At 59.9% G+C, this 12,688-nt stretch carries 12 protein-coding genes and 1 pseudogene; 6 read left to right on the plus strand and 7 right to left on the minus strand.

Annotation, left to right across the window (positions count from 1 at the left end):
* Positions 1-291: 291 nt before the first annotated feature.
* On the minus strand, positions 292-621 hold the full coding sequence (locus PverR02_RS17765; RefSeq protein ID WP_026139966.1) for a hypothetical protein: 330 nt from the start codon (positions 619-621) through the stop codon (positions 292-294).
* A 460-nt stretch (positions 622-1,081) separates the two neighbouring features.
* Between PverR02_RS17765 and PverR02_RS17770 the strand changes: the two are divergent.
* Positions 1,082-3,910: pseudogene (locus tag PverR02_RS17770) on the plus strand (DUF6531 domain-containing protein); the annotation flags it as partial.
* 88 nt (positions 3,911-3,998) lie between these two features.
* Here the strand turns inward: PverR02_RS17770 and PverR02_RS17775 are convergent.
* Positions 3,999-4,436, minus strand: a complete 438-nt coding sequence (locus PverR02_RS17775) for a DUF3995 domain-containing protein (protein ID WP_046383694.1) — start codon at positions 4,434-4,436, stop codon at positions 3,999-4,001.
* Positions 4,437-4,529: 93 nt separating this feature from the next.
* On the opposite strand from PverR02_RS17775, the gene PverR02_RS17780 reads away from it, so the two are divergent.
* The gene (locus tag PverR02_RS17780; RefSeq protein WP_046383695.1) at positions 4,530-4,919 is read left to right on the plus strand and encodes a DUF2946 domain-containing protein; all 390 of its coding nucleotides are present in this window, start codon (positions 4,530-4,532) and stop codon (positions 4,917-4,919) included.
* A 93-nt stretch (positions 4,920-5,012) separates the two neighbouring features.
* On the plus strand, positions 5,013-7,139 hold the full coding sequence (locus PverR02_RS17785) for a TonB-dependent receptor (RefSeq protein WP_046383696.1): 2,127 nt from the start codon (positions 5,013-5,015) through the stop codon (positions 7,137-7,139).
* A gap of 89 nt (positions 7,140-7,228) precedes the next feature.
* Here the strand turns inward: PverR02_RS17785 and PverR02_RS17790 are convergent, their stop codons facing one another.
* Together PverR02_RS17790 and PverR02_RS17795 are read right to left on the minus strand one after the other, a co-directional pair.
* Entirely contained in the window at positions 7,229-8,245 is a 1,017-nt protein-coding gene (locus tag PverR02_RS17790) for an ABC transporter substrate-binding protein (RefSeq protein WP_046383697.1), read from the minus strand.
* A gap of 132 nt (positions 8,246-8,377) precedes the next feature.
* The gene (locus PverR02_RS17795; protein WP_017846547.1) at positions 8,378-8,827 is read right to left on the minus strand and encodes a hypothetical protein; all 450 of its coding nucleotides are present in this window, start codon (positions 8,825-8,827) and stop codon (positions 8,378-8,380) included.
* 414 nt (positions 8,828-9,241) lie between these two features.
* On the opposite strand from PverR02_RS17795, the gene PverR02_RS31920 reads away from it, so the two are divergent.
* The 3 genes from PverR02_RS31920 to PverR02_RS17805 all read left to right on the plus strand — a co-directional run bounded on the left by PverR02_RS31920 (position 9,242) and on the right by PverR02_RS17805 (position 10,167).
* Entirely contained in the window at positions 9,242-9,517 is a 276-nt protein-coding gene (locus PverR02_RS31920) for a hypothetical protein (RefSeq protein WP_081610137.1), read from the plus strand.
* 110 nt (positions 9,518-9,627) lie between these two features.
* The gene (locus PverR02_RS17800) at positions 9,628-9,858 is read left to right on the plus strand and encodes a hypothetical protein (RefSeq protein ID WP_017846549.1); all 231 of its coding nucleotides are present in this window, start codon (positions 9,628-9,630) and stop codon (positions 9,856-9,858) included.
* Between the two features lie 72 nt (positions 9,859-9,930).
* Entirely contained in the window at positions 9,931-10,167 is a 237-nt protein-coding gene (locus tag PverR02_RS17805) for a DUF2789 domain-containing protein (RefSeq protein ID WP_017846550.1), read from the plus strand.
* Between the two features lie 6 nt (positions 10,168-10,173).
* Here the strand turns inward: PverR02_RS17805 and PverR02_RS17810 are convergent, their stop codons facing one another.
* The 3 genes from PverR02_RS17810 to PverR02_RS17820 form a co-directional block, all read right to left on the minus strand.
* Positions 10,174-10,377: a hypothetical protein gene (locus PverR02_RS17810; RefSeq protein WP_017846551.1), complete on the minus strand. Its 204-nt coding sequence runs from the start codon at positions 10,375-10,377 to the stop codon at positions 10,174-10,176.
* A 115-nt stretch (positions 10,378-10,492) separates the two neighbouring features.
* The gene (locus PverR02_RS17815; RefSeq protein ID WP_407691828.1) at positions 10,493-12,133 is read right to left on the minus strand and encodes a methyl-accepting chemotaxis protein; all 1,641 of its coding nucleotides are present in this window, start codon (positions 12,131-12,133) and stop codon (positions 10,493-10,495) included.
* 138 nt (positions 12,134-12,271) lie between these two features.
* Positions 12,272-12,676 (minus strand): TraR/DksA family transcriptional regulator, encoded by a 405-nt coding sequence (locus tag PverR02_RS17820; protein WP_010564800.1) that lies wholly within the window; start codon positions 12,674-12,676, stop codon positions 12,272-12,274.
* Positions 12,677-12,688: the final 12 nt, after the last annotated feature.

Below are 12,688 nucleotides of genomic sequence, written 5' to 3' on the forward strand. Positions count from 1 at the left end.
GTTGTACGAAATAGATCCCCAGCAACACCGCAACGCACAACACCGCGACTGCGAAGTAGCGCAAGCTGTCGGGCGACCGGGGCTCCGGAGGGGTCATCATTTTAATGCGCCCTGCTCTTCTGGCAGCGAACGTCGGCGATCAGGAACAGCGCGGCGACATCATCCGACGTCGCCCCGGGAAAAAGCGTTTGCATACCAACCTCCTCAATGACGGGGGCAATTGTATGCAAATAGAAACACTGAGATTGTCGTGGATTTGTAAACCGCGCTGCTCGACCAGCAAGAAGCGCCTTATTTGCGCGCCACTTTGTAGCGCACGCAATCCTGATAGAAACTCTGGCGAATCGCCTCGGGCTTGAGCCGTGAACGGCTGTCATAGGTCTGCTCGGTGATGCCCATGGCCATCATCCGCATCCATGACTTGTTGAACTTGATGGTCTGGATCTTCTGCCGCGCGGCATACAGTGAAACGCCCGACAGCTTGAGTTCCTGTGCCCTGGCGGCCGTACCCGCGCCCCAACTGCACATGTACTTGTCGCCCTCGCGCAACTCCCGCGCCTGTACGGCAGCCGCGCCGCCGGCCAGGGAACAGGCGATCAGCATGATTCCTACATTGCGCATTTGCTTCCTCACCTAACCAGCTGAAAATAAAAGCGATTCTGGCGAGAATTTTGTTACAAAGGGGCCACTAAATTGCCTTATCGCACGGATTGAAGGATCGCCACAACGCGGGCTCAACTCGCCGGCCGATATCTGGAAACCGGGCGGCAAGACGAGTGGTTTTATTTGCGCGAACGATGACGGGCGGTCTCGCAATCGGTCGGATCGACTTTTTGGGTAGCCCTTTCAATTGCTTTTTCGCGGGATTTTCCCTGGGCGTGTCAGCCCCTTCTGATTTTTCCAGCCGTTCGTCCAGCGTCTTTTTTCCGCGGCAGACTCCGACGTCTTACCCTTTGCCGAGACGTCACGGATGACTAACGCTTCCCACATTGCCTTTATCACACCTGAGCTGGATGGCGTGCATCAACGCCGGGCCGAGTATCCCCAGCAGGTCAACGCCGGGTATGGCGCACTGGATTCGCTGAGGCTGACCGATGCCGCACTGGACGGGCTCCTGCCGTTCGAATGGACGCGGTGCTATCACCCCCGTGCGGTGGATGTGGACTGCGGATTGGGGGTTGGCTGGAGCCACTCGCTGGCGCATCGGCTGACGCTGACAGACGCCTCGGCGGTGTGGATCGACCATGAGCACCGATCGACCGCCCTGCCCTTGCCGACCGAGACGCGACCGACAACCGGCAATCGCCAGGCCGACGCCGCGATCTACCGGGGGGCGCGGTCGGATGAGCTGGTGCTGTGCCAGGCATCGCGCTTCTACCACTTCTGCCACGGTGTGCTGACCGCGATCAGCGATGCCTACGGCAACCGGCTGCGAATTGTCCGCGATGTGTTGGGGCACATTGAACGCCTGGATAACGGTGTCGGTCGCTCGCTGTTTTTCCGTTATGAGCGCGGCCGCTTGGTGGCCCTCGATTACCAGGTTCAGCGGCCCGAGGGCGGTGCGGCAGGGGATTGGATGACCGAACAGACCGTGGTTTCCTACACCTATGACGACATTGGAAGACTGGTTTCGGCGACCAATGCCGTAGGGGAAAGCGAGACCTATCGGTACGACGAGCAACACTTGATCCTTGAACGCCAGTTAGCCGGCGGCGCGCGCTTCTTTTGGGCTTGGGAACGGGCTGGCAAGGCGGCGCGATGTGTCCGGCATTGGGCGAGTTTCTTGCAGATGGACACGCGGTATGCCTGGGGGGACGACGGTAGCGTGACCCTTCACAACGCCGATGGGAGCCAGGCAACCTATGTTCGGGCACGGCGGGTGCAGCGGGTGGGTCCGGATGGCGCCAAGCATTTCAGATCCTATGACGACAAGGGCCGTCTCACAGTCGAGCAAGACCCCCTCGGCGCGGTAACGGCGTATCAGTACGACGACGCTGGATGCTTGGTCGCTTTTTTTCCGGGGGAAGATGAGCCAATGTCCTACGAGTATGACAATGGACTCTTAAGAGTTGTACGTCGTGGCCAGGCAGTTTGGAACTACGCACATAACGACCAAGGCAATGTCATCCGTCAGACCGACCCCGATGGCAACGTTACCGACTATAGCTACAACCAGTATGGCCAACTGATCGGGGTTTGGTTTCCCGACCATAGCTGCCTGCGGCGGTGGTGGAATGAGCGTGGGCAGTTGCTTGAAGAACACTGGCCAAACGGCAGTGTGAAGCGCTATCGCTATGACGATCTCGGGCGGAGGGTGGCGCAGGAGGACAAGCATGGGGTGGCGACCCAGTACCAGTGGGACGGTGTCGGACGATTGGTTCGTGTGGTCATGCCCGGCGGTGGCACGCGGGAATACAGCTACAACCCCTACGGAAGAATCACCGCCGAACGCGATGAACTGGGGCACGTCACTCGCTACGAATACACCGACGGTCTGCCCCTGATCAGCCGGCGCATCAATGCGGACGGCACCCAGGTCAACTACCGCTACGACCACGTGCGATTGTTGCTCGCCGAAATCGAAAACGAAGTCGGCGAAATCTACCGCTTCGACTATCACCCCAACGGCCGGCTCCAGCAGGAAATCGACTTCGACGGCCGACGCACCGCCTATGCCTACGACCTCAACGGTCAGCTGCTGGAAAAAACCGCACACGGCACCGACGGAAGTCAGCTCGTCACCCGTTACCGGCGAGACCACGCCGGCCGGTTGGTCAGGAAAACCCTGCCCGATGGCGGCATTGTTGAATATACCTACGACCGCCAGGGCAACCTCCTCAGCGTCGACGACGGCTACCGCCCGCTTACCTACGAATACGACCCGCAAAACCGCCTGATCGCCGAACACCAGGGCTGGGGCACACTCCGTTATGGCTACGACGCCTGCGGCCGACTCAAATACCTGCGCCTGCCGGACAACAACCAGCTAGGGTTCAACCATGACAAGGGCGGCCACCTTGCGACCGTTGAACTCAATGGCGCGCTGTTGACGTCTCACCTGTTCGACGCCGGCCGAGAACACCAACGCGCCCAAGGCAAACTGCTCAGCAGTTACCAATACGATGAGCATGCACGCCTGTTCAACCATGGCATCTGCGATATCGAAGGCACTCGCTACCGCCGCCAGTACAGCTACGACAAAGCCGGCAACCTCAGGTACTTGCTCGACACCCGCAAAGGCGAGCACCGCTACCACTACGACACGCTAAACCGCCTGGTCCGCGCTGATCATTCCCAGGCCCCACAGGAACGCTTCGCCTACACGCCGGCGGGTAACCGTCTGACGCTCCAGGATGACCGCCACTACGACTACGACGCCTTTGGCAATCTCATCCGCGAACGGCGTGGCCAGGCCCACTCTGTCGTTACCGAATACCGCTACGACTGCCAGCAGCGTCTGATCGGCCTCACCCGCCCCAACGGCCAAACTGTCCACTACCGCTACGACCCGTTTGGTCGCCGCATCAGCAAAACCGTCGCCGGCACGACCACCGAGTTTTTCTGGCAAGGCGACAGACTGATCGCCGAGCACCACGCGCAACGGCATCGCAGCTACGTCTACGAACCCGACAGTGTCCGCCCACTGGCCCTGCTGGAAGGCTTCGGCCCACAGCACACCACGCCTTTCCACTACCAACTGGATCACCTTGGCACCGCGCAGGAACTCACCACGCCCGACGGCGAAATCGTGTGGTCCGCGCACTACCGCGCCGATGGCCGGATCACACGATTGGACGTCGAAAAAATCGAAAACCCGCTGCGCTTCCAAGGTCAATACTTCGACCGGGAAAGCGGGCTGCACTACCATCGCCACCGCTACTACGATCCGGATAACGGTCGCTGCCTGACAGGTGGGCAGGATCAACGCCTATCGGTAAGCGCCCAAATCCACGGGGCGGGTCTGCAGGCGGGTGAAAGCTCGCTGCGCGATCAGGCGATCAACTCCACGCCACCACCAACAACCCGGCGCCCAACAACAGGCACAACGGCGAATAAAAATACGTATCCCACCGTGCAAACCGCGAACCACCGACCTTTTTGAAAAAACCCACCAGCTCCGAATCGCCGATTGCCCTGGCAAACATGATCACGGCAATCGCGCTGATGCCCCATTGCAATGCGCCATGGGACACCGGCGAAAAATACAGCCCGGCCCGCAGGCAAACGAGCAAGGCGATTGCCACCAGGCCCATCGCCACCAGCAAGGTGCCCAATGCCGAAGGCTTGAACGCCAGGCGGGGGCCGCTGGCGAATTCGCCGGGAAGTTGAGGGATGGCGGCGAGGCTGCCGAGCTTGCCACCGGCGGCCCAGTACAAATGCACCATGCTGACAAAGGTGAAAATACCGACGATCCATCGTGCGACGATAAAGCTCATGGCGGCCTCTCCCGGAATTTGTGCGAAGTAGGATAGTCCCCCTGAGATTTTTTGCAGGCATTTCGTCGGCGGCCGATGGTAAAGTGCCACCCCATGAAAATCACCCGTGCCGACCGCTCGCTCATTGCCTGGATGCTCTACTGCAGCGTCCTGTTCAATGTGTTCGCGTGCAGCATTGGTCATGGTCAGATGGTGGGCATGCAGCTCAACGGCATCGGCGGGCAGTTCTGTACCGTCGACCCGCGCACCCAGGCGCCCAAGCCGTCCACCCCCGCCGATGAAAGCCTGCCGACGCTGTCCAAGGCGTTTGGTTGCCCGCTGTGCTCGACCGGCGGCATGGGCCCGGCGCTGAACTCCAGCCTCAACGTCGCGGTGTTGCCGCAACCCCACGCACCGCCGCCGGCTATCGTACTGGCGGCTGACATTCCTGCCCGCTTCACCTGGCCCACGGCCCACCCACGGGCGCCTCCCGCCCTCGCCTGATCCTCGCGCTTTCTGATCTGCACTGACACCGTTTCCGTAAGGAAGTACGGGCGACTGTGCGTTGTTTTCAAGCAGGTTTTTCAGGATTCAAGCATGAAACATTTACCTCTGTTGGCAGGCCTGTTCGGCTGTCTGCCAGTCTGTGCCTGGGCGCTCGAACTGGCCCCGACCACCATCGATGGCGAACCCTCCCACGAACCCGGCCTGGCCCTGGACCAGTCCAGCGGCGTGGCGTCGCGGCTGGGGTTGAGCGTGCGCGAAACGCCCGCCTCGGTGGCGATCGCCAACCGCAATGACATCGAGCGCCATGGCGCCAAGACGTTCCGGGATGCAGCCAATACCTTGCCCGGTGTCAACGCCAGCGCACCGCCGGGGTTTGGGGGTTTTGTCTCGTATCGTGGGTTTACCAGCAGCCAGATCACCCAGATGTTCAACGGCATCAACGTCGCCACCGGCCTGGCCCGGCCGGTGGATGCGTGGATCTATGATCGGGTGGAACTGGTCGGCGGCCCCTCATCCTTGATCAACGGCGCAGGCTCCGTGGGCGGTTCGCTGAACTACGTGACCAAGCTGGCCACCCGCGAAGAACAGGCCGCCGAAGGCCAACTGACCTACGGCAGCTACGACACCGCCGGCATGGCATTCGGTCTGAACCACGCGCTGACCGACCCCAGCGCCGACGTGCAGCATTACGCACGCCTGGACGTCAGCCGCAACACCAACCACAGCTACATCGACCGCGACCAGCGCGACGCCTGGAGCGTAGCGTTTTCCCTGCTCAGCGACCTTACCCCCAACCTGTCCCATACCCTGGCCCTGGAATACCAGGACGAACATGAAGACAGCCCGTACTGGGGCACGCCGGTGCTGAACCCCAAGGCCGGCGAGCTGAAGATCGATAAACACAACCGTTTCAACAATTACAACGTCGCCGACGGTCGTTACGAACAGCGCACGCTCTGGGCGCGTTCGATCATCGACTACCGGATCAACGACAGCACCACACTGAAAAACACCCTGTATCACCTGGACAGCCAGCGCGATTACCGCAACCTGGAGACCTACCAGTACAACGCCGACAACAGCGCGGTGAACCGCTCGACCGCGTACCAGGTGCGTCATCAGGGTGAGCAGAACGGCAACCAGTTCGAGTTGCGCCACGACGACCGCGTCTTCGGCCTCGCCACCACCTGGTCCGGCGGCTTCGAATACAAGGTCAACAGCACGACCAACAGCCCGCTGAGAGCCGCAGGCAACAGCACGGTCGATCCTGACCATTACGACCCGGGGTACTTTTACGACATCCCAGGCACCCGACCGGGCTTTATCAGCGACAAGACCAACGAGGTCACCACCAAAGCGCTGTTCGTGGAAAATCGCCTGGGCCTGACCGATAAACTGACATTGCTGACGGGCCTGCGCTACGACGCTATCGACCTGGATGTCACCAACCATGGCGCGATAACCGCCAGCAGTCCACGGCACTTCACGCGCAGTTGGGAGCCGGTGACCGGGCGCGCGGGCCTGACCTACCAGTTCATCCCGACGGCCAACGTGTACGTGCAATACAGCACGGCCGCCGAACAGCCGAGTACCACCACCCAGGTATTCGACGTATCGACCGGCAAACAGTGGGAGGTGGGCAGCAAATTCGATTACCTGGACGGTCGCGGTTCGGCCACCGTCGCGGCTTACAAAATCGAGCGCAAGGACTTTGCCGTCACCGACCCGCTGGACCCCACCAACAGCATCCCGGTAGGCGCACAGTCGTCCAAGGGCATTGAGTTGGCCAGTTCGTTGCGCATCACACCGCGACTACTCGCCGAAGGCAACTTCGCCTGGGTGGACGCCGAGTACGACGAGTTCAACGAAAAAATCGCCAGCGGCGCGGTGGTCTCGCGCAAGGGCAATACGCCGACCAATGTGCCCAAGCGCGTCGGCAACCTGTGGCTGACCTATGATTTTTCCGAGGATTGGCAAGGCGGCGTGGATGCGCGGTATGTGGCCCAGGTGTATGCGGATAACGCCAACACCCAGACAGTGCCGGCCTACACCCTGTTCGGCACATTCCTGCGCTACAAGGTGGACGCCCACACCTCGGTGACCGGCCGCGTGCGCAACCTGACCAACGAGGTGTATGCCGAATTTGCCCATGTGTCGCCGGCGTATTACCTGGGGTCGCCGCGCACGTTTGAAGTGGCGGTGCAAACCCGCTTCTGAGCCTGGAATGCTAGCCAATGTGAAAGCGGGCACACGCTGACAAGCCCGCTTCCACATTCTTGCCCCGCGTTCTGCCGCAGGATGGGACGCTATTTCAGGCTGGCTTCAACCTTCTGTGCCACATCCTCCGTCAACCAGGCCTTCCACACATCAGGATGCGCCTTGAGGAACGCCAGCGCGACGTCGCGTGGCGCGGTGTGATTCTCGCTCATGGTCGCCAAGGCTTTGTTCAGCGGCTCGATCGGGAACTCGACTTTCTCGAAGAACCCGACAATCTGCGGATGTTCTTTCTGGAACGGCGTGGACACGCCGATACTCAACTTGGACGCCAAAGACCGTGTCGGCTTCGGATCGGGATTGTCCGCATCCGTCAGCGTCTTCCACGCCTCGGCATCGAACGCCGGCTCTTCCAGCTGGATCAATTTGTAGCGCCCCATCAAGGGCGTCGGCGACCAGTAATAGAACAGCACTGGCTTACCGCGACGAATCGAGGAAGTTATCTCGGCATCCAACGCCGCCCCCGAGCCACTGCGGAAGTTCACATAGCTGTCGTCCAGGCCGTAGGCCTTGAGTTTCTGCTTGTTGACCACTTCCGAAGTCCAGCCAATGGGGCTGTTGAGAAAGCGCCCTTTGCCTGGGGATTCGGGGTCCTTGAACACGTCCTTGTAACGTGCCAGGTCCGCGACACTTTTGAGGTCTGGTGCCAGGGGCTTAAGGCCTTTGGCGGGGTCGCCCTTGACCACGTACTCCGGCACCCACCAGCCTTCGGTGGCGCCCTTGACCGTATCGCCCACCCCGGCCACCTTGCCTTCGGCCTCGGCCTTGACCCACACCGGACTGCGGCCTGCCCATTCTTCGCCGATCACCTGGATGTCATTCTTCGCCAGTGCGGTTTCCAGGGTGATGGTGGTGCCGGGCAAGGTGTCGGTGGGCAGGTCATAGCCCTTCTCGACGATATAGCGCAGCACTTCGGTGATCAGACTGCCACTTTCCCAGTTCAGGTCGGCAAAATGCACAGGCGCCTGTGCAGCCGAAACCGGCAACGAAGCCACCGACAGACTCAGGCTCGCCAGGGACGCCGCCAACAGGGATCTCAATCCTTTCATGCCTTTGCACCTCACGTGTTCGCTGCAATAACGGACGGCTTGGCCGCCACTGCGCGAAGCCTCTGAATAGTTAAGTCAACTCAACTGTAGTAGAGGTTCCGGGAGATAAAGGCTGTTTGCTGTACGAGCGGGTTATTCGCTGGCCTTGAAGGTCACCAGTTCACCCTTGCGCCACTTGGCGGCCTTGCCGGTCACGGCCTTGAGGGTTTTGGTCAAGCCTTCCTGCAATTGTTCGTTGGCGGCAAACACCAGCATCACGCTGTGACCTTCCTTGAACACAATGCCCTGGCCTTCGGCCGAGGAAACAAAGGCATAGTCGCCCAAGCCATACACCGTCAACTTGATATCGCGGAACTTCAATTCAAACTTGCCACCTTCGCGACTGGGCAATACCGCGGCACGAAAATGATCACCGACCTTGAGTTCAAGGCGTTGTTTGTCATCCACGACCAATGCCGATTCTGTATCGATCTCGGCGATATAGATGCCTTCCGGTGTCTGTTCAGTGATGTAAACAAAACGGGATTGAAACTGCTTGACCAACTTTGCGCGCAAATCACCCAGCACGAATAACGCGTGCATATCCAGATTACTGACTGCCAAGGAAACGCCCCCAGATCAAAAAAAGCACTGTCCGCCGGAACGGGCAGCACAAAAAAGCGGCCATACCGGCACGCTGACACAACGCATTGATTAAAAACCCTGAAAAAACGCCCCTGCGGTGCCGTAAGACTAATACAGGCATACACGACGAGCCTTATGCAGGCCATCGATCTTCACAGCAAATCACAGGTTTAACAGCCCGAGAAGACGGGTCGACCAGCTTCAGAGAATAACCCAATTAAAAAGCGCAGTTTCCGACAACCTGCACAAAACAAAACACCTGGAATGGAACCGAGTACCGATTGCCGACGACAATATTAAAACAGCAACACGGGTCAAAACCACCCGTTCCGCTGCTGGCGGGCCAACCAGATCGATCGACAGGAGCTGACCATGCAACGACGTCAACACAACGCTACGTCTTCCAGCACTCACTCATCCTATCAAGACGAGCGCCAATACTACTGCTTGCACAGCCATGATGGGTACTCAAACTCCGTGCTTTATCAAGTTGTACCAGCCGGACGCAACTTCTTTCATATTCTGGAAGTCACCAGCGGCAGGATCAAAGGCTTTCGCAGCAACCATATCCGCGCCTGCGAACTGGCAAAAACCCTCGAGGCCGCCCTGCACGCCCCGCACGGCGGGATCGTTTCGTCACCTGGATGACTTTACCGCGCCGTCGCCCCTCAACAACTGCCATACTGGCCCGTCCATTGAAGTTTGCCCCGTGCGGGTCAGGTTTCATCAGTGCAGTTACCTTGAAGGGAAGGTTATACGTGACGGAATTTGATATTGGCGAATTTTTTATCCATGGCGAAGCCAAGGAAGTAGACGGAGAATTCCAAGCAGTTATCGTAATGCGTGCCAAGCCCCCCTTGACCACGATCACAATGCACCAAGTGGAAAAAGATCGTTGGTTCAAGACCGCGGACGCCGCCGCCGTCGCGGCAAAAGAAGCCGCCAGGGCCCTCAAGACAGCGGTGGACTCAGGGGCGTTGACCTCCTGAGAATCCGATAGAACTCTACTGCGCGACAAGCCTCCGATGCATACCCCCCCCAAAACCGGCATGGAGAACGATATGGATGCGCCAGTACCAACCCTTGAAACCCTGTTTGATCAACTGGGCCTGGATTCCACCCCGAAGGACATCGACGCGTTTATCGCTGCCCATCCTTTGGCCGACGACGTCAAGCTGATCGACGCGCCCTTCTGGACGCCCCAGCAGGCTCAGTTTCTCAAGGAAGAACTTCGGGAAGACGCTGAATGGGCGATGGCCGTGGATGAACTGAACCAGCGTCTGCACCAAGCGCAATAACGCCCCTCAATGCAGGCTGTCTGACTGTTCCATGCGCAACAGCGCTTGCCAGGCGGCCCTGCACTCCTCGGCTTCATCACGGCTGGCGAAGACGGTGCCACGCTGCTCACCGTTGAGCAGCACGACCCAACAAGCCTTCTGACCCAGCGCACGCAGGGTTTCGGGTACGCCACTGCCAATCATCACAGCGACATCGACTTTGTTTTGCATGGAGCTTCTCCGCAACAATCGTTAGCTAACTAACAACGGCGGCCATGCTACGTTTTTCCTACCCTCAGAAAAAGCTATCCCCTGGATAGCTCTATTGCGCAAACAGCAACAATCTCTAGTGCCTGGCCTTCGTGCCTTCGGGTTTATAGCCCAGGCGCAACCCGCCCCAATGCCGGCCCTTGACCATGATCGGCACCGACAAGTCGTGCATCAACTCACCGGTATCGCGGGTGTAGGTCTGCAACAGTACCGCTTGCTGATGGCTGCCACAGCGAATCCCGGTACGGTCGTCGAACTTGCGCTTGGTGCGATTCTGTAACGCATCCACCTGTACATCGCCGGTCAAGGGTTGGGAAAACGCCTTGTTGTGTGTCGGCACATACCCCTGTTGCGTACAGGCGATGGCAAATACCAAACCTTCGTGTCGCGGCAGCAGCGCCTCTTGAATCGCCGGCAAAACCTGATCGGTGTAGCTGTCAAAACGCGTGTGGTACTTGCTGGGGTGGGTGTTGGGGATCGCCGCGTAGTTGCGGTCGAACAGATCCTCCAGGCTGACGCGGCTTTGCAGTACATCGGCCTCGAACTGTTCGGCGATGCGGCTCGCGCCTTCGCGGGCGAGGTCGTAGACGCGCTGGTGATAGTCATCCAGCCCGACGGCGGCCAAGCGTTCGCTGATGGTTTCGGCCTGCCCTTCCATTTGCACGGCGGCATCGGCCAGTTGACGGGTTTGCTCGTCGCTCACCGTCAGGTCGCTGCGCATTTGCTCCACGGCATGGAACAGGCTGTCGAGTTGCGCCCGATTGGTCTCGGTGCCTTGGGCGATTTCGTTGACCTGCCCTTCGACATCCGCGGCCAGGCTGGCGATGTTCTGCAGTTGCTCACCGGCGTGCTCCACCTGCTCCACGCCGGTGTGCAGGTCCGCCGACAGTTGGCGAATCTGCTCCACCACCTGGCCGGTGCGTTGCTGGATATCGGCCACCATCACCCCGACTTCCTCGGTGGCGGTAGCGGTACGGCCGGCCAGCCCGCGGACTTCATCGGCCACCACGGCAAACCCGCGCCCATGCTCGCCGGCACGCGCGGCTTCGATGGCGGCGTTCAAGGCCAGCAGGTTGGTCTGGCTGGCGATGGACTGGATCACCAGGGTCACCCGCTGGATTTCCTCGCTGCGCTGGCTCAGGGCTTCAATCATCTCGCGGCTGGCATTCGCGCGCTGGCTGAGTTGGTGCATGCGGGTGATCGACTGGGCCAGCACTTCGCGGCCCTCGGTACTGCGCTGATGCGCCTGGCTGGCGGCGCCCAGCGCCTGGTGACTGAGTTGGGAGGTGACTTGTTCGGTGCCGATCATCACTTCGGCGCTGTTGACGATCTGCTGGGCAGCGCTCAACTGCGACTGCAGGCGCGCAGCCAGTTGCTTGACCGAATAGGCCACGCCGGCCGCCGACAATGCGTTATGGCTGGTGGTATAGGACAGGTCGCGGGTCAGGTCGCCAATCGCATCGACCGCTTCGGACGGCGCCGCGCTGGGCGTGCGTTTTTTCAGACGGGGCAGCCAGATCACCAGCAAGGCCAGTGTCAGGCAGAGATAAATCGGCAGGCTGGCAAACGCAAGGCCGAGCAGGACCAGCACCACGGCGGTGCTCTGCAAAAGCGGCGTCAGCCAGCCGGGCAACCCGCGCACCACCGCGTGCGGTGGCACTGCTGCGCCCATCAGAGATCCGTCTCCAGCCATCTTCGTCACCCCACTGCTTGTCATTATTGTCTCTGCATTAAACGCCACTATCAGGCCATTATCTATGGGCCTTTAGTGGGGGAGCTTGCAACAGATCAATATAGCGGGCGTAACGGATATTTTCCCTGGGGAGCGCAGTACTCGCCCCCCAGCTTCAGCGCATCAGGCTTGACGCTGGTGCTTGTCGATCTGCTCGTGGCGCTCTTGCGCTTCGATGCAGTACTTGGTGGTCGGGCTGATCAGCAGGCGCTTGAGGCCGATAGGCTCGCCGCTGTCATCGCACCAGCCAAAGGAATCTTCCTTGATGCGCTCCAGTGCGCGCTCCAGTTGCGGCAGCATGCGCTGGTCGCGATCAATGGCATTCACCAACCAGGTGCGCTCTTCTTCCACGGAGGCGGCATCCGCCGGGTCGGCCGGGGTGTCCAGGCTCTCAATGGCGATGCGGTTCTGTTCAATGCGCTCGTGGTGTTCCACTTTCATGTCTTGCAGCAACTGCTCGAAAAAAGCGTGCTGTTCGGCATTCATGTAGTCATCCGCCGGCATGGCCAGCAACTTTTCCTTTGTCATTGATTTCTCTAT

The organism is Pseudomonas veronii (assembly GCF_002028325.1).
GTDB lineage: Bacteria > Pseudomonadota > Gammaproteobacteria > Pseudomonadales > Pseudomonadaceae > Aquipseudomonas > Aquipseudomonas veronii.

Bases quoted from the DNA above. Each gene is read 5' to 3' on its own strand.
- PverR02_RS17795 (WP_017846547.1), bottom strand. From the start codon at position 8,827: ATGCACGCGTTATTCGTGCTGGGTGATTTGCGCGCAAAGTTGGTCAAG.
- PverR02_RS31920 (WP_081610137.1), top strand. From the start codon at position 9,242: ATGCAACGACGTCAACACAACGCTACGTCTTCCAGCACTCACTCATCC.
- PverR02_RS17810 (WP_017846551.1), bottom strand. From the start codon at position 10,377: ATGCAAAACAAAGTCGATGTCGCTGTGATGATTGGCAGTGGCGTACCC.
- PverR02_RS17785 (WP_046383696.1), top strand. From the start codon at position 5,013: ATGAAACATTTACCTCTGTTGGCAGGCCTGTTCGGCTGTCTGCCAGTC.
- PverR02_RS17820 (WP_010564800.1), bottom strand. From the start codon at position 12,676: ATGACAAAGGAAAAGTTGCTGGCCATGCCGGCGGATGACTACATGAAT.
- PverR02_RS17805 (WP_017846550.1), top strand. From the start codon at position 9,931: ATGGATGCGCCAGTACCAACCCTTGAAACCCTGTTTGATCAACTGGGC.
- PverR02_RS17775 (WP_046383694.1), bottom strand. From the start codon at position 4,436: ATGAGCTTTATCGTCGCACGATGGATCGTCGGTATTTTCACCTTTGTC.
- PverR02_RS17765 (WP_026139966.1), bottom strand. From the start codon at position 621: ATGCGCAATGTAGGAATCATGCTGATCGCCTGTTCCCTGGCCGGCGGC.
- PverR02_RS17790 (WP_046383697.1), bottom strand. From the start codon at position 8,245: ATGAAAGGATTGAGATCCCTGTTGGCGGCGTCCCTGGCGAGCCTGAGT.
- PverR02_RS17815 (WP_407691828.1), bottom strand. From the start codon at position 12,133: ATGACAAGCAGTGGGGTGACGAAGATGGCTGGAGACGGATCTCTGATG.
- PverR02_RS17780 (WP_046383695.1), top strand. From the start codon at position 4,530: ATGAAAATCACCCGTGCCGACCGCTCGCTCATTGCCTGGATGCTCTAC.